The sequence below is a fragment of the Robinsoniella peoriensis genome (genome assembly GCF_000797495.1).
In the GTDB taxonomy this organism is placed as follows: Bacteria; Bacillota; Clostridia; order Lachnospirales; family Lachnospiraceae; genus Robinsoniella; species Robinsoniella peoriensis.
The window spans coordinates 79046-97404 of sequence record NZ_JTGN01000010.1 but is presented as its reverse complement, the minus strand read 5'-3'; the positions used below and the strand labels follow the sequence as shown (position 1 = coordinate 97404).

Annotated in this window: 10 protein-coding genes and 1 tRNA gene; 1 reads left to right on the top strand and 10 read right to left on the bottom strand. The window is 40.0% G+C overall.

Annotated features, from left to right (window positions below; translation table 11 throughout):
- Positions 1–208: 208 nt before the first annotated feature.
- The 6 genes from QR40_RS19735 to QR40_RS19710 all read right to left on the bottom strand — a co-directional run bounded on the left by QR40_RS19735 (position 209) and on the right by QR40_RS19710 (position 13334).
- Positions 209–2002, bottom strand: a complete 1794-nt coding sequence (locus QR40_RS19735; protein WP_152614254.1) for an LPXTG cell wall anchor domain-containing protein — start codon at positions 2000–2002, stop codon at positions 209–211.
- Positions 2003–2304: 302 nt separating this feature from the next.
- Complete coding sequence (gene gdhA, locus QR40_RS19730) at positions 2305–3639, bottom strand: NADP-specific glutamate dehydrogenase (RefSeq protein ID WP_044296485.1); 1335 nt, start codon at positions 3637–3639, stop codon at positions 2305–2307.
- Between the two features lie 157 nt (positions 3640–3796).
- Positions 3797–4231 carry a hypothetical protein gene (locus QR40_RS19725; protein ID WP_027296606.1) on the bottom strand — a complete coding sequence of 145 codons (435 nt, stop codon included), beginning with the start codon at positions 4229–4231 and terminating at the stop codon, positions 3797–3799.
- A 194-nt stretch (positions 4232–4425) separates the two neighbouring features.
- Positions 4426–9729: a fibronectin type III domain-containing protein gene (locus QR40_RS30595; RefSeq protein ID WP_063837587.1), complete on the bottom strand. Its 5304-nt coding sequence runs from the start codon at positions 9727–9729 to the stop codon at positions 4426–4428.
- Between the two features lie 15 nt (positions 9730–9744).
- Positions 9745–12183, bottom strand: a complete 2439-nt coding sequence (locus QR40_RS30090; protein WP_052430956.1) for a discoidin domain-containing protein — start codon at positions 12181–12183, stop codon at positions 9745–9747.
- A gap of 95 nt (positions 12184–12278) precedes the next feature.
- Positions 12279–13334, bottom strand: coding sequence for a peptidyl-prolyl cis-trans isomerase (locus tag QR40_RS19710; protein WP_044296484.1), 1056 nt, complete (start codon positions 13332–13334; stop codon positions 12279–12281).
- Positions 13335–13472: 138 nt separating this feature from the next.
- Between QR40_RS19710 and QR40_RS19705 the strand changes: the two genes are divergently transcribed.
- Complete coding sequence (locus QR40_RS19705; protein WP_027296604.1) at positions 13473–14390, top strand: AraC family transcriptional regulator; 918 nt, start codon at positions 13473–13475, stop codon at positions 14388–14390.
- Positions 14391–14438: 48 nt separating this feature from the next.
- On the opposite strand, the gene QR40_RS19700 is transcribed toward QR40_RS19705, so the two are convergent.
- The 4 genes from QR40_RS19700 to QR40_RS19685 form a co-directional block, all read right to left on the bottom strand.
- Positions 14439–15380, bottom strand: coding sequence for an SH3 domain-containing protein (locus tag QR40_RS19700; protein WP_044296483.1), 942 nt, complete (start codon positions 15378–15380; stop codon positions 14439–14441).
- A 65-nt stretch (positions 15381–15445) separates the two neighbouring features.
- Positions 15446–15518 (bottom strand) — tRNA-Arg (locus QR40_RS19695).
- A gap of 454 nt (positions 15519–15972) precedes the next feature.
- On the bottom strand, positions 15973–16887 hold the full coding sequence (locus QR40_RS19690; RefSeq protein WP_044296482.1) for a DUF5688 family protein: 915 nt from the start codon (positions 16885–16887) through the stop codon (positions 15973–15975).
- Positions 16888–17084: 197 nt separating this feature from the next.
- Positions 17085–18311, bottom strand: coding sequence for a fibronectin type III domain-containing protein (locus QR40_RS19685; protein ID WP_044296481.1), 1227 nt, complete (start codon positions 18309–18311; stop codon positions 17085–17087).
- Positions 18312–18359 lie beyond the last annotated feature (48 nt).

Sequence of the window (18359 nt, the reverse complement as noted above, 5' to 3'; positions counted from 1 at the left end):
CATTTATTGTTATGTTTTCTCTTCTCCCGTCATATTCTTTCGTCAGTATTACGGATTCGGCTTTCTATCAAGTCTGCCTTACTGCTTAATCCATTTCCGCTGTCTGTCACGCGAATCCAAAAAAGCTTCTATGTTCGGCAATAAAACGATTAAAGCCAATACACATTTGTAAAATTAACGTGTATTGGCTTCTTACAGATTCTCTCTATTATGCGTTTCTTTTTTTTCTATATGTATACCGTACAGTTAACATAGATGCAAGTCCCATGATTAACCAAAGTGCCGTGTTCGTTTCATCACCGGTTTTTGGTGCGGTTTTGGTTGCGGTTGTTGTTGTTTTTTTTGTTCCAGATTCAGATGTTGTTGTGTTTGATTTGTTCGCAGCCTGTGTTCTCTGTGTTTCTGGCTCGCTCTCATCATCATCTTCGCCATCATCCACACCGCCGTCACTTCCATCATCTTCTTCCTCTTCATTTTCAAGCTCGTCTTCTTCCTTTACGGTATACGAGCTTTGCCTGACATTGGTAGGTAAATCTTCAGAGCCATTTTTCATCTCATTGACTTCAAGTTTTATTTCGTAAACATCTCCCATTTTAGCCATTGACTTTAGATCAAAATATAAATAAAGCATATCTCCTTCCAGCTTAACTCCCTGCGCCGAAGAAATAGTCATCTCTATTGTTCCCTCTGTTGCAGCACCATTATTCGCATCATTGATCTGGCATGTCATATCATTGTTATCATAAGCCTCTAAATCCTCTGTATCGGCACTTTCAAGAGTCATTATGTTTTTATCATAGGTAAATGTTAATTTTCCATTCGTTATTTCTTTCTTCGACGAAATCGCACATGTTGCTATAAGCATATCTTCTCCTGCGGTCATGTCGTCAATGGTAAACGTAAGGGTTATCTCATTATTTTTATTATTGCCTGTATCTGTGTCATTGTTATTTGAGCTAGCTGCCCTGACAGACGGCAGACCGCCACCATCAACCAACGTGATCGGATTTTCGGAAGCAGAAATTTTCTCAAGGCTACTATCTTTTCTGGTTTCCTTATTCAATATCTTGGGTTTTTCAGACTCGCTTTCCACCCCTTCACTCCGGTTCACTCTAATCTCATCGATATGATGATTGTAATCATTTCTGGTTTCTTCTATATTAAGAGCTTTCATTATGTCTTCCAGATCCGTTTCTTTAACTTCCTTTTCTAAAACCTTTACGATTACATTGGGGTATTCGGTCAAAAACAATTCATCTTCTGGAGAGCAGCCATTAAAGATAACTACTACTTCTGTAAATATATCTGATACTTTTTTAATATATTTTTTCTGTTTTTTTGTAAGATTTACAGTTTTTACCGGATTGCTTGTCTCCATCATTTCTGTCTCCGGGATTTTTACCGGCAATTCATTCTCTTTTAACATTCTGGTATTGGCCGTTTCTTCGTATGTCTCATCTGCCTCAGACATTTGCGTTTTGGCTGCTGTTTCATCATATGTTTCATCCGGCTCAGACATTTGGGCCTCGGTTATTACTTCGGATGCCTCACCTGGCTCAGACATTTGAGCCTCGCTCATTACTTCAAATGTCTCACTTGGCTCAGATCTTTGGGTTTCAGTTGATTTTTCATATACCTCATCTGACACTGGCAAATTAGTTTCTTGTGATTCTACAACCGTTTCCGTTTCCGTTGCAAGTTCGGATATATCTGTTTGGGTAACTTCTTCTGTCGGTGCTTTCTGGGATTGAAACACTACAAAAGCAGTTTCCTGCTTGTCCCTTTTTCCCTCTTTCTTCAATTCTTTCCACTCTTCTTCGCTGACACTGGTCAACAGCGCTTCTTCCTCCTGCCCCCTTATATAAAGAGAATGTTCCAGAGGATTTTCTTTCTCTGTATTAGCAGCCGAAATTTGATGATCAGCCGCAAAAACCGTCACTGAAAATAATACCACCATAATGAGTATTGCCATCCCTTGTACCAGCCATTTTTTACTTTTCATATTTTTATATCCTTTCAGGTGAGCTATTTTTGCCGTTTTAACTGTCAAGCATAATTTTATATTGATTATACCATATAGAAGCCTCCGTCTGCAATTATACTTTAGGACAAAAAACAAGAATTTCTTCCACTCTATACGGCTGACTCTGTGCCAAATGAGGATAGAAAAAACAAGAAGAACCTACAGGAAAGAGACTCAAAATTGGTATTTATATACAAAAACCCCTTTTTACTTCTGTGCCAAGAATATTCAGACAAAAAAAAATCCCGCAAGCATCATACTTGCGGGACATTTTACGACTATTATACAATTCCCTGTGCGTTCATTGCATCTACAATTTTTTCAAATCCTGCGATGTTAGCACCTAATACATAGTTGCCTTCCTGTCCGTAACGTTTTGCAGCGTCTGACATATTATGGCAGATATTAACCATGATTCCCTGCAACTTGGAATCCACTTCTTCGAATGACCAGCTCAGTCTTTCGCTGTTCTGTGACATTTCAAGTGCGGAAGTAGCAACACCACCTGCATTTGCTGCCTTACCAGGAGCAAAGATTACGCCGTTTTCCTGAAGGTATTTTGTTGCTTCCAGTGTTGTAGGCATGTTTGCACCTTCGCATACTGCGAAGCAGCCGTTGGCTACTAATGTCTTAGCATCTTCTACATCCAGTTCATTCTGTGTCGCACATGGAAGGGCAATATCAACTTTTGCTGTCCATACGCCTTTGCCTTCATGGTATTCTGCATTTGGTCTGTAGTTTTTGTATTCTGTCAATCTTGCACGTTTTACTTCTTTAATCTCTTTTAATACATCAACGTCAATTCCATCCGGATCATAAACCCAACCGGTAGAATCACTTACTGTTACCACTTTAGCGCCCAGCTGATGTGCTTTCTGGGTTGCGTAGATTGCAACATTTCCGGAACCGGATACTGCTACGGTTTTGCCTGCTAATTCTTTTCCGTTGATCTTTAATAATTCTTCTGTTAAATATAATAAACCATATCCGGTAGCTTCTGTTCTTGCTAAAGATCCACCGTAGGATAAACCTTTACCTGTTAATACGCCTTCGTAAACGCCGCGGATTCTCTTATACTGTCCGAACATGTATCCGATTTCTCTTGCACCTGTTCCAATATCTCCTGCCGGCACGTCTGTATCAGCGCCAATATATTTGCAAAGCTCTGTCATAAAGCTCTGGCAGAATGCCATAACTTCTCTGTCTGATTTGCCCTTAGGATCAAAATCACATCCACCTTTACCGCCGCCAATCGGAAGACCTGTCAGTGAGTTCTTGAAAATCTGCTCGAATCCCAGGAATTTGATAATACCTATATTTACGGATGGATGAAGACGAAGACCGCCTTTGTAAGGTCCGATTGCGCTGTTAAACTGCACACGATATCCTGTGTTTACCTGTACCTGTCCCTTGTCGTCTACCCAAGGCACGCGGAATTTGAATTGTCTTTCCGGCTCTACTAGTCTTTCAAGCAATGCATCTTTTCTGAACTTTTCTTCATTTGCTTCTACTACAACGCGTAAAGATTCCAGAACTTCTTTCACTGCCTGATGGAATTCAGATTCAGCAGGGTTCTTTTTCACTACCAGTTCAATTACCTCATCAACATATGACATTTTAAATCCTCCTTAGCATAAATGTTTTCCAGCAAAAAACAGACACTCCTCATACCATCTGCCCTTTACATTTTAGTTCCATTTTGTATTATATAATGTACAGAAGCTGATGACAAGTAATTTTTGACATTTCTTTACAATATATTTTGGGACCTTTTCACAAATATGACTTGAGAATCCGGATGGTATCTTCTTCGAATCCCAGAAATTCTTCTGCGAGTTCATATACCATATTGTGCACAACCGGATTATGGTCTACTGTTTTCTTGACCTCAGTAAGTCGTTCTTCTTTCTTTTGTATCATCATGTCAGCTATATGGGAAGTACTTACATTAAATACCGTACCTGCCTGCAGGGATGCCCAGCGTTTTGTCCTGTCACCCAGCTTAAGTGCCGTATCTGATATTCCCTTTTCCCGCAGGCTGTCAGCCGCTTTTTCTTCCAGTCTTGAATACCTGGCTGCCTGCAAATTCAAATCGAGTGCCAGCTCATCATCGTACACCTTGCTCAAAATGGTGTGTATATCAAGAAGTGCCGTTTTACTTTCTTTACAGATTCCATAGAGAATCTCTTGTTCTGCATTCGTAATCATGATTTATCACCTCGCTTTTTCATAGCATGCGTATTAAAATCATAAATTATGCAGATTCTTCTTTTCATGCATTATTTTTGCCCTATTCAAAACAGAGAGATGAGGATCCATCTCTCTGTTTCACCAGCCTGCAGGTTTTCTGCATTCAGACATTACGATCCGTCATTAACAAAATTCTGCCGGGTTTCTAAGCTTTAATCTACATGAACTTTTATTATTTTCTTTACCCCGTTACAGGATACGGTGATTTCAGCTCTTCCTTTTTTAAGTGCTTTTACCACACCTTTTTTGCTTACGGTAACGATCTTACTCTTACTGGATTTAAATATGATCTTTCCGTCTGGCTTTGCTTTTGCGGATATTTTGGCAGTTTTTCCTTTTTTCAGGAATATTTCCATACCGCTTTTCACTTTCAGGCTTGGTTTTTTCACCGTTACTTCACATCTTCTTGTGATGCCGTTTGCTTTTGCGGTGATCGTTACCCTGCCTGATTTTTTGGCTGTAACTTTGCCGTTTTTAACTGCTGCGATTTTTTTATTGCTGGTTTTCCACACAATTCGTTTGCTGGAGCCTGTTATCTTTGCGTTTATTTCTGCTGTTGTTTTTCCTTTTGTATACAGTGTAAGTCTGGATCTGCTAAGCTTTAATGCAGGTTTTTTAACAGTTATAAGACATGTCTTCTGAATGCCGTTTGCCTTTGCCGTAATTGTTACTTTACCTGCTTTTTTCGCAGTTACTTTACCGTTTTTCACGGTTGCTATTTTCGAATCACTGGATTTCCAGGTTACTTTTTTACTTGGACCTGTCACTTTTGCAGTTAATTTAACTGTCTTGGTTCCTTTGGTATAAATGGTCACTCTGCTCTTGTTCAGCGTCAGCGTCGGTCCCGGTGTTGGTGCCGGTCTGGATTTTACCGTAATCGTACACACTGCAGTGATTGAGCCCAGATTTGCTTTTACTGCAGCTGTTCCGGGTGCAATTGCTTTCACCATTCCCTTTGTGTCAACAGAGACCGCTTTCTCATTGGACGAACTCCAGGTGACTACTGCTTCTGTTTCATTAGTTAACGGGGTAAGCTGCAGCATATCTCCTGCTTCCATTTCTGCCTTGCCAGTATTCAGGGTCAAAGTTACCTTCACCAGCTTCATTGCATCCTGTAAATCCGCTATTGCCGTCCGGATGTCTTCATCACTGCTGTTTTTATTCTCTGCAGTTTCTTTAGCATCTAAAATTGCATTCTGTAAATCTGCATAGCTGCTCTTTGTATATATGCCATTGTCATTTTTAATAGCCTGTGCTTCTATAATTTTTGCATTTAATCCGGAAGCATCTGCCCTTAATGTGGTAAAGCTCACTATTCCGGGTTCTGACCGGTTTCCGGCTGCATCGTGTGCCGTGATGCTGATTGTGTATTCCGTACCTCGTAAGAGATCCTTTAATTCTACTCTGGTTTCCCCTGTTACTTCTGCAAGTATGCTGTCACCATTTTTCACTTCATATCCTGTCACTCCGATATTGTCGTTGGAAGGATTCCAGCTGATCCATGCCGATGTCTGGGCTATGCGCTCTGCTTTTATATTGGCAGGCGTTGAGGGTGCCTCTTCATCTATCAGTTCGGAAGTTGTAAACGTAACGCTTCCCGGATCTGATTCATTTCCCGCAGCATCGTATGCAATTATATCAATTGTATATTCTGTTGCTGCAGCCAATTCCTTTAACTGGAAACTTGTGCCATCGGTTACGTTAGCTAACAGCGTCTCCTGATTCATTACTTTATAGCCGATTACCCCAATATTATCTGCAGAAGCCGTCCAGGAAATTTCTGCTGTATCTGATGTAACATTTTCAGCCTTAACATCCGCCGGTACTGACGGTTTTTCCGTATCCGGTTCCGCTGTCTCTCCAAGAGTGGTAAAGGATACGCTTCCCGGAGCTGATTCGTTTCCGGCTGCATCATATGCCACAACATTTATGACATAATCCGTTCCAGGTTCCAGATTAACCAGTTGTACCTTTGTATCGGTTACCTGATCTTTCAGGATTACATTACCATTTTTAACCCGGTATCCTGCTACTGCTTTGTTATCGGCAGAAGCTGTCCATAAGATCATAGCGGTAGTATCGGTGATATCTTCCGCTCTTACATCGGCAGGTACTGTCGGGCTTTCCGTATCCGGTTTCTCTGCTGTTGTAAATGTTGCGGCGGCAGGATCCGAATGGTTGCCTGCTGCATCATATGCCACAATCGTCAAAGCATAATCTGTTTCGGGTGCTAATTCCTGTAAGGTAACTCTGGTATCTGTTACATCTGCTAATTCTTCACTACCATTTAATACTTTATATCCCCGTACCCCAACATTGTCTGCAGACGCATTCCAGGTAATTGTCGCTGAAGTGTCCGTAATATCGGTTACCTTTATATTTGCAGGTGCTGTTGGTTTCTGGGTATCTTCCAGTTGTTTTGTCTCGAAGGTAACACTTCCCGGCTCTGATTTGTTGCCTGCTGCATCAAATGCAGTTACTGTTATGGTATATTCCGTTGAAGGAATCAATCCATCCAGGCTGGCACTTGTACCTTCCGAGATATTTTTTATAATTTCATTTCCATTTTTTACTTCGTATCCTGTAACGCCTACATTGTCGGCAGATGCATCCCAGCTGATGTTAGCTGATGTACTTGTAATATCCTCTGCCTTTATATTATCAGGAGTGGTTGGTGCCTGGGTATCCGTTTCAGCTACATCTACATAAGTAATGACAGGTGTAACATATGCAGAAGGACGACTTGCATTCTGACTGCCTTCATTGTTGATCTCAAGCCTGATATAATCCCCCTTTGCAACCTGCATAGCGGAAGGAGCAATTTCCACACCGCTTCCATCATTTGGTATCTGAACTTTTTCACCAACCTGCTCACCGTTTTTGGTAATCGTCAGGAATACATTTGATCCCGTATTCGTTGAAGCAGCAGATGCCTGGCGGAGATATGCGTTTTTCTTATCCCCCATGTCTTTAAATGACATGATGATATTTCCTGACACAGGTGAACGATAAGCTGCTGAATAGCCTTGTGCACGCTGGGCAACTGCCAGAGAATCACAGAATAACCCATTCTTATCTGCCGTTGGCTGTCCTTTGTTTCCCTGCAGACCAATGATAGCGTATTCTTTTCCGTTCCAAGTGGCATACGTAGGATCGAATACAGTCATATTGCTATATGTGTCATTTTCTTTCTGCTGGGCAAACCACACATTCCCCTGCTGTTCCTCTACAAAATCCTTTGCCCAATGATACTCATTTTTAGCAGTGATTGTATAGTCTGCTTCGGAACCGTCTTCCGCAATTACTTTTAAGGTCATGCCATCTTTCACATTTCCTTGGGTAACTTCGGCATCATTCTGATAAAGCTTTTTAACAGCCGTATCATGCACGGTAATTCCAGTAAGTATATCCTCTACAGAGACAGCTGCTTTTTCCGTCATTGGTACATAGACTGCATCATCCCTGATCTCAAAAATAGAATCCTTGATACTATTGTCCGTACTTGCCGTTACCACATATTCAACCGTCGCGTTTCCATCAGATAAAGTCAGCTTGCTGCCGCCTGACACAATATCCTTCCCTGTCAGCTCCTGCTCTTCCCTATCAAATACATGTACTTCTAATTTCTTATCGTAAACTAAATTGCCTAAAAATTGCTCTACAGTTGTGTTCATTGCCAACCCGCTAATCTGACGGTCTGCAATAGTATATACGGATGAAAACAAGCCCATGCTGGCAATATCAGATTCATGTGCCCCAATGTCCGGTATTCCTGTTATTTCATTACCGAAGAAATCCTGTTCTCCGTTATCCTGTATAACTTTTCCGGCATTGATGGCAGGTGAATTTTCAGCCAGCTTATATCCGTCAAATACGGTTTTCTGAGACGGGTCTTCATGGGAATTTATCACACCATTAGTAGCTGAAGGGGCTTTTCCCGGATCTTCAAACACTTGTGTTCCTGCCGTTACGTTTACCGCATTCTCATCATCTCCAGGAATATTGGCATAGTTATAATAGAGGTTGTTGCTATAGCTTGCTCTGGTTCCGTTTAAGGTCCAGCTTTCTGTTTTTGCCTGATCACCGGCATAATAGATAATATTATTTTCCACATTCATAACACCTCCGGTCATGCCCGGACGAATAAACGGAACACCTTCTTTTACATAGAAGACGTTGTTGTAAATATGGGAATCCGGCTGGGCTGGTGCATTAATCACGCCTGACAGATCATTTTGGCTGATATTATAACGGAAAATATTACGGTACGACTGCTGCAGGCAGAACATTACACACCCGCCGCCGTTATTATGGCTGTAGTTATACTGGTAGATTGTTCCATCTCCGGAATCAGCATCCCAGGCCTGACCATCCCCATTAAAATAAGTATCAAACGCTTCATTGTACTGGAATACCGCATCCTTACATTTCCACGGCCAAATCCCAGCTGCCACTTTTCCTTGACCCGTTGCAATATAGTCGGCATCATTTATCTGCCTTGCCGCACCATCTGATACGTTATACTCAATCAACGGGCGGTCACAATACATAGTTGTTATGGCATCTCCCCCGGCTTCTTTCACGTAATTATTCCGGATTTCAACATTTCCGTGACCGTATTTTGCAATGACATCATCCGGAATTGCCGTACCTGCAAACTTATCAAAGTATGCAGTATAACCAATCGCAATCCCCCAACGATTTACATTGTCCAGGTAACAGTTTTCTATTTTAACATCATTATATCTTGAGATCCCTGTTGCTTCTTCATTTTTCGGTTTCAAGACATTCATCTGGATTCCGCCGTTGTCCATGTGCTTATCGTATACATTTCCGATTACATCATGTATGTTCAGCTGATTTAGGTAAATGTGGTCTACAGTACCCTTGTTCTGGGCAATGGCAGCTACTCCCGTACGTTCCATAACTTTTTGATTGTTATATACGGTTTCAATTTTTGGACCCCTGTTAGTTATTTCCAGGTTCTTGATCTCTATATATTCCGAATCATACAGGAGTACCGATGACGAAACATATCCTTTAAAGACATGATTTACATTGTCCAGCATTCCTCCATAGTTCTGGTACCAGATCCCCTGCCCGTTTGTATTAATTACAGGATTGTTTCCATCTCCGTATTTGTCTATGACAATCGGTGACTCCGGGGAGCCAGATTGTTCATAAAGATGCAGGTACCCATTTGTAAATTCCGATCCGGATTCCAGCAGTACCCGGTCTCCGGGCTGTAACGTTAATTCATTTATTTTCTGTAAACTGTAGAAAGCATTCGATTCCGATGTTCCATCATTGCTGTCCTTTCCATTTAATGTGCTGACATAATAGGTAGTTCCTGTCGTGGCCTCCTGATCAGCCGCCGCACTTACTGTTATCCCCGGTGCAATACTGGAAACAATGACAGCCAGTGCCGTAATCATTGATAAAATCTTTTTCTTCATCGTATTTACACCCCCCTATTCTTCATATCCGAGCCGGATTTCTGCTGCCGATGCGAAAACTTTTCCTGCTTCCTGTGATCTGGAATCTTTTGCCCAAAGCTTTACATATCTGGCGTTTACAGATGGAAATTCTGCATATTTAATTTCGGAGTTATTTTCCCAGCTTCCAGTGGCAGCTTTTGTCCAGTCTGTGCCGTTTGTACTGACGGATACCTCATACTCCGTGATTAAACCATTGACACCTCCTGCTTTTCTGGGAACATATTTCAGCATGCCTACTGACTGTTCTTTTCCCATATCGATACTAATCCATGCTTCGCTTCTGTCACAACCGCTCCATGCAGTATGCCAGATTGTGTTCATGTTATTATCCAATACATAAGACGGATTTCCTTCTGTCGTGTTGTTTGGCTGGAAGCTTCCTGCCGTTGCGGTCATACCCTCTGTTGCATATTCGGCATATACCTTTACCACATGGATGTTGTAGGTACTGTACTCCTGCTCATTCGATTTATTGACAACCTTTAGAACCATTTCTTCTGTTACTGCTGTATCTGGCGCAACCTGTTCAGAGCCTTTCATAACCTTGCATTCTGCTTTTGCAGATGCTTTGATATTTTTTAAGAAATCCTCTGCTGTCGTTCCTTGTGGCACATTCCGGATATCCTGTTCCTGTATCAGATAACGGTCTGAATATACGTTTAAGGAAACAGATTCTTCTACGCCTGTCTCATGAATGCCAATATCCGGTACAATTCCCGTTAACTTATTTCCAAAGAAATCCTCAGTTGCATTATTGGGAATGTATACGCCTGCATTTACTGCTGGCGAATTATCAGCAATTTTATATCCTTCAAATGCACTTCTGTCATGAATCTTCCCGCCTTCATTAACGGTGACAGGAGCACTTCCCGGATTTTCAAATTTCGGATCTGCAGTGATTGCATCCGCTTCCGGAAGTCCCGGCATTCCTTCATCGCTGTAACCATAGTACAGGTTATTTTTAAATGATTTGTTATTGCCAGGGTTCCAGCCATCATCACTGACATTTTTATTGGTGCTGACATTGTAGAAGATATTATTAGCCAGATATCCCGCACCGCTTCTCTTACCTGCAGCCGGATGATGTACAGCAGTTTCCAGATCTCCTCCCACATAAAATACATTGTTATAGATTTTAGCAAGTGGATTGCCCTGGAATGTTATGAGGCATTTTAAATCATTCTGGCTTAAATTATACCGGAATGTTCCATTATACGCTTCATTCAGGCAGATTAACATTGCACCGCCTCCATTGTTATGGCTGTAGTTATATTGATATACGGTTCCGTCTGACCAGTCAATGTCCCATGCCTGTCCGTCACCATTGCCTTCACCGACCGTGTCAAATGCTTCATTGTATTGGAAAACTGCATCTTTGCACTTCCATGGCCAGATTGCCGCGCAAAAGGACTGCCAGTATCCCGGATATCCGTCATCCAGGTCAACGCCTGCCGTGTCGGATACATTATTCTGTATCACGGGCTGATATGCGTACATGGCAACAATTGCATCATTTCCTGCATTCTGAACATAATTTCCTTCCAGAACAAGATTGGTATGACCATATTTTTTAACAATTTCATCTGCCAGAGCTGCTCCGTTAAACTTATCGTGCTGATAAGTATAACCCACAACAATACCTGCTCTTGAAACATCCTTCACATAGCAATTACTGATTTTAACATCCTGATATCTGGCGATACCAGTTGCATTCTCATCTGCCGGTTTCAGAACATTCATCTGGATTCCTCCATTGTTCATATGTTTATCCTGAAGATTCCCGGATATATCGTGGATAAAAAGATCATCCAGATAAATATGCTCCATGGTTCCCCCATCTTTTGCAATTCCTGCCACACCGGTACGGTCCATTCTGCCGGATGCTTTATTTACATTTGTTGAAAAATAGTCAAAATCATTTGATTTATTAGTTATTTCCAAATTGCTGATCTCTACATAATCAACATCGTAAAGCAAAATTGCGGAAGAAACATATCCACTGCTTCTGTGACCGCTGTTATCCATTGCTTTTCCGTAATCCTGGTACCAGATTCCCTCACCGTTACAATTGATCACCGGTTTATTTCCTTCGCCGTAGCTGCTGATGGAAATCGGATTTTCCTGTGTACCTCCTACATTCTGCAAATGAATAAAACCGTTAAATATGGATCCGGATTCCAGTAAAACAGAATCTCCCGGCCCAAGGGTAACATTTTCCAACTTGTCTAAAGTCTCCCATGCTTCCCCTTCTGAAGTACCGCTGTTGCCATTGTCTCCATTCCTACTGCTGATATAGTAGGCCGTGCCCACGCCGGCTGTTTCTGCAGCATTTACATAAGGTATTGTACTAAATGCCTGGGTGCTGCAGACTAGCGCAACTGCCAGCATGAATGATAAAAACTTCTTTTTCATCCTCTTACTCCTTTCTTTCCATAAAATTTTTATTGATAACTATCTTTTCCGTAATCATAACTTCTACTTCATACGGAAAAAATGTTTACCGATCCTTAGTTCGTTACTTGCTGCTTTGTATAGTCGTATATGCTTCCCATATTGCCCTGGATTTCATATCCCGCAGCCTTCTTATTTACTATTTTTTCATAATTGGCTTCTCTGAGGCTCTTATTGATATTATCTTTTACGGTGTCTATCGGGTAAAAATCATTCACATTCCTGTCTGCACACTGGATCAGATACAACGCTCCATTTTCATCAATTACCCGGGTTACTTCTCCTTTTTTCAAATCTGCCGCATAATCTAAAACATCCCCAATAATCCTTCCATAAGCACCAATATCACCGGATAATAATTCCTGATGGGTAAAATAAGGCTTAAGCAGATCATCCGCTTGTACCAGGTCTGACAGTGATTTATCCGCGCTTATTTTGCCCTGTAGTTCATTCAGCTTCTCTTTTAAGTCCTGGTACTGTTCCTCTTCCATTTCCGATGCCTGATATTCAATTTTAATATAATCCAGTGTAATGTCATCGTTCTGACGGAATATCTTATCCTTCTGCTGATCATAATAGGCTTTTCTGTCTTCATCCGTAATATCCATTCCTTCATTATTCAGATCTGAGCAGTATTGCTTCTGGATGGAGTCTATGGAATATTCTTTGTACAATTTCAATGAGAAGTTGGAAAGTCCATAGACCGGTTCGCCCTTTTTTATTTTATTGGCTCTGGCTTCATTTTCATCTTCCATTCTCTTTTTCAACGCCTGATATCCGGTTTCCTCAATGTATCCTTTTTCTTTTGCCAGATCAAAAACCGCCGCTGTATACTTTAGCTGTTCAATCACCTGGTCAGCAAGTACACGATAGGGTATTTCACCATTAATTTCCTTTTCCCAGGCATCCCCTTTCAGTGTTACTCCCGCTTTTTCATAAAAATACTGACTCACCTGATTGATTTGTTCATTGACCGTATCCTGATATTCTTCTTTGTCAATTTTTTCCCCATTGATTTTTAGCTGAAATCCTGTCCGATTATAAATTATAACAATTGCAAATCCTACAATCAGCAATATAATTGGTATCCCTATCCACAATTTCTTCTTCACGCTATATCCTCCTAGTTATATTCCACAATTTCATTGACACATCTTTGTAAATATTATATCATTTGTATAATACCGTTGCTTGTTAAAACCTGTTTATTTTCAGGCATTTTTTGTATAATCCGGAACAAGGAGATTTTTATGTACAACAATACTTACTCGAACACAAAATCCGCCACTGGATCAGAAACACGATTTGTTTTATCCGACCAGGCTATTATCAGCGCTGTAAAACAGCTCAGAGAAAATTATTATACTTTTGCAAAGCACATCCACAAAAGCATAGAAGTATATCAGCTGACCTCTGGAACCTGCAGCATGGAAATCAAGAACCAGGTCATAAACTGTGAAAAAGATGATATCGTTATCATAATGCCAAATATTGTCCATTCCTTTTATCTTACCTGCAAAGCCCCCTGTACCTTTAACCACATCCATTTTGATCCTTCCTATTTCTCGGAATTGTATCTGAATACTGCAGGAGGCAGCAATCCGGAAGATGCGATTGATATGATATCTTCACTTTTCTATTGCTGTAACGTTTTCTACAAAGCTAAGATTACAGAAAGAATGGCTTATCTGATAGAAAAAATAATTGTCAGCACCCGGGAAGACCATTTTTTCTCCCGTTCTTATTCGAATTTATACATAACTGAATTACTGCTCTCCGTTTTAGAAACACTGGAGAAGGATTTCTCTTTTTCCAAACACTATGCCCCAAGGCAAAACCGCTATGTTTCCTTTACGCTCTCCTATATACACAAACATTATGATACCAAAATATTAATCAGGGACATCTCGGATAAATTGGGTATATCAACCCGTTATCTCAGTGAAATCTTTTTCAGACAGATGAATCTGACCATATCCAATTATATTAATATCTACCGGATTAATCAGGCAATTGATTTGATGACAACTACGGATATGTCCCTTACCATGATTGCCAGCCAAATCGGACTGAAAGATTCCCAGCATTTTTCAAAATTGTTTAATAGTATTATTGGGATTACTCCTTATAAGTATAAAAAAATGTTAAAACATAATTTTATTGAATGAAAACACAAAAAAAGGAACGGCAACTGCCGTTCCTTAAATAAATCATTTTTATTGTGCTGCTTCTGTACTACCTGTCTGTTCCGTGAGGAAATCACTCATTACATACCCGGTACCGCCAGCGTAGCGAACTTCTGACCATCCATTATCCAGTTTTTTAACTCTGGTGACTGTTTCTCCTTCGCTTAGAACTCCCAGTATGTCTGCATCTTCCGTAGAATCTGCCCTAACGTTACATTCTGTATTTGCTGCTACTATTTTATTCACTTCCACACCGGCTTCATTACCGCTTGGAATGTTGGATTCTGTCATTGGAGAACCGATTTCATCCACCAAATTTTTCAAATCTTCATTGGAATCCATTGCCTGCTGGTACTTCTGATTTACATCATCAATTAATTTCTTAATATCAGCATCATTTCCCATATCTTCTACATACTTCTTCGTTGCCTCATCTTTTTTGTAATCAGATACATAGAGGCTTCCATCTGTATTCGTCTCTAAATACAGGCGCACCAGACTTGGTACCATAGTTTCGATATTAGTAACTTTACAATCATAAATTACATAAGCAACATAGGAACCATCTACCGGCCCTTTTTTAGAATAACAAGATACGTTATTGTAACTTTCAATCAGACTGTCGTTCTGAATGGACTGCTCTTCCTCAGAAGTTAAGCCAGGAACCAATTTCTTTAATGTTGCCATATCTTTATTTCCCATAGCCGCATAATAAGCTTGTACTGTCTCAAGTACTTTTGGGTCATTCTGTACTAAATCGTTACTTTTATTCTCTGTCTCAGCATTCGATTCTACTATAACTTCTTTTTTGGTTTCACTTTCCGTTGTCTTAACAGCATTTGCCCCATCGCTATTTCCAAGTCCACTGACAAGTTTCACCGCAAATACTGCAATCACCAGAATTAAAATAATTGCTAAGCCGAGTAAGATATATCTTAGATTATCAGATAGCCATTCTCTAAAATTACCCACTATACTTACCTCCATTTTTCTACATCCGTGTTACAATTATTCGGCTGCCACAAGAGCAAAAAAAACGCACCCGGAGGGATTCGAACCCCCGACACGTGGTACCGGAAACCACTGCTCTATCCCCTGAGCTACGAGTGCTGATTCATCTGCAAACCTTCAAACAGCTTTTAAATAACACATGCTTTTCCCTATAAACATTGGATTTTCAAGGTTCGTAGATCCCTTTCACCCTAAAACCCACAAATTCTTTTGATTTTTACACAATGCATGTCTACTAAATTATAAGCATTACTTCTGTGCAAAACAAATATATAAGGTGTAAACAAAGTGTAAATCATACAAAGTATCGTTTATAAGGTGTAAATAAGGTTTACTTTTGCTGACATAAGGTGTAAAATATACTGGTTGCTTACCAATATTTTTAGCACTTACGAAAGCACTTATTACATATTATCATAAAAGATGGAAAAAGTAAAGGATTTGTTATTGAATATGTTTTCCAGCACACATTTTGTCTTTTTATGTCTTCTTTTGTATATATAAGAACCGATAAAAAATGCATGTTTTACCGGCTCTTATCAGCATTCGGAACTTACAGCGCTAAGCGGTGTATCTCCCTGGTATACGTATAGACTTCATTGGAAAGAACCTCTTCCGGTATTACCTGGGTTTCATTTATCTCCCTTACCATTTCCTGCAGTTCTTTCTTGGTAGTCCGTATATTCTTAGGAACTACAATACATTCATGTATGCTGCTTGGAAGAATATAGAAATCATCCTGCAGGCGCTCCCCGATCAAGGTCAGGATCGAGTCATACAAGATACATGCTGCTCCCATTGTCTTTTCTTTATTGGAAAGAACATACATTGGTATTCTGTCATCATCACATTCCTGATCCTCCATAACATCTGAAAATTCTTCTTCCAGTTCACCTTCTTCGATCTCATCCATCACTTCCTCCATGCTTTTAAATTCAAACGGAAGCATCGCAGGCGTATTTTTTCTGGCTGTTTCATATAAGATTTCTTTTGTGATCTTCCACATTTTCAAATGACTGTCATGGATTAAGATCGTTCCCGTTCCCAAAGTATCACTTTTCAGGAAATAATAAAATACAATTGCCAAATCCAGATATTGCACATGGGGAACCGTTTTTAACAATTCCGTATTTTTCTTATAGTTAATGACTTTGCATGCAATATTATTTTTCACACGCATGTAATCCGTGTAGAAATCCGTATCTACGGGCACCTTGATCTTGTTGTTTTGATAGATATTTAGTATACTGTCAATAATCTGAGCCATGGCAGTCCCACACTGATATTCCTGAAAATAATCATTTAAATATATCGTAGGGGAAATACTCTTTGTAGTTTCCACAATTGACAGACCATCCAGCTGAACATCATTATTCTTTGTAATCTGATGCAGTTCAACGCGCACCTCCTTTCCCAATTGTGTCTGTACATTTTTCTGCACAAAGCAAATAAATTCTTCGTAATTCAATCGAACCACCCTTTCTTAAATTAGTATCGTATAAAAATCAAATGGAAAAATTGATGCGAACGCATCGAGAATAAAACATTTAGAATTTTTATATCACTTATGGTATCATATTTTTTGGTGGGATGCAAGTGATATTTTAGTTTTTTTATTATTAAAGCAGGTGTCCTGAGATCACTCCTGACACCTGCTGCTGGATTCTATCTATAAGTCTGAAAAAAGCCATACTGTGGAAAACTCTTATACGTTTTACTCTTTACTTTTTTATTTGCTACAACATAGAAATAATATTTTTTACCTTTTTTCATATTTTTACCTTTAAATTTCTTCAAGGTATAACTCGTTGACTTTGTTGTAGAAATTTTTTTATATCCTTTTTTTTGTTTATCAGAAGCATAAACAGTGTAATTTGTAGCACCGGTAACTTTTGGCCATGATGCAGTTAAGCCGCCTGATACATTACGAACTTTTACTTCCTGCTGGTTTGCTACATACGTGCTTCCCCAATTACCATAAACTTTTTTCCCGTTATTTAACTGGGTATAAGCTCTGACCTTCACTTTATAGAACGATTTCTGGTTCATTTTTATAGTATTATAGCTGCTGCTGCTTACGTTTAATGTCTTTCCGGTCTTTTTATTCTTCATTGTGTAGACAGCAATCTGATAACCCTTAGCATTTTCTGCCCGGTTCCATGCCAATGCTACTTTATTAGAGTAGGGATAACTATTTGTAACTTTAATCCCAGTAACTGTTCCTGGCAGAGTATTTGCATAGATATAAGCAGAATAATCATTTCTGGCTACATATCCAGATGATGATACACGTTCTGCATATACCCTTAAATAGTTGCTTGTTCCCGTTTTTAAATTACCTATAGTAACAGAAGGACTGGTTGTTGTGGCTGCAGAAACCTGTGCCGATCCATCCACTTTGTAAACCTGATACCTGGTGGCTCCAGTTGCAGGACTCCAGGTCAGTGATATGCTGCTTGTCTTTGCCGCACTTTGATTCAAACTTTCTGTTTTAATTCTGTCAGGTACCGTTACAGCCTCAAAAGATGGAGACCATGCACCATAGTCGTTAGGTTTTCCATAGCTGTATTCATATGCCATAACTCTAAAATAATATGTACTTCCCGGACTTAGATTACTCTTATAAATTTCCGGATATGAGGCATCATATGTAGACGCATCACTAAACTTGAGGTTATCCGTTGAATACTGAACATGATATCTGATATTTTTCCCTACTACCGCATTCCATACAATCTTAACAGAATTCGTATATGCCGATGTCTGCCTCAGCCCTGACGGCGCCGCCGGCGCAGCAAATACACTAATTCCCAACATCATTGCCAATAAAAATGACAACACAACAACAGCAAACAATTTCTTTGTTACAAAAAAACTCTTTTTCTCACTCATGAATCTTCCTCCTTGTGTTTTTATTTATTCCAAAAATGAGAAAGGCAA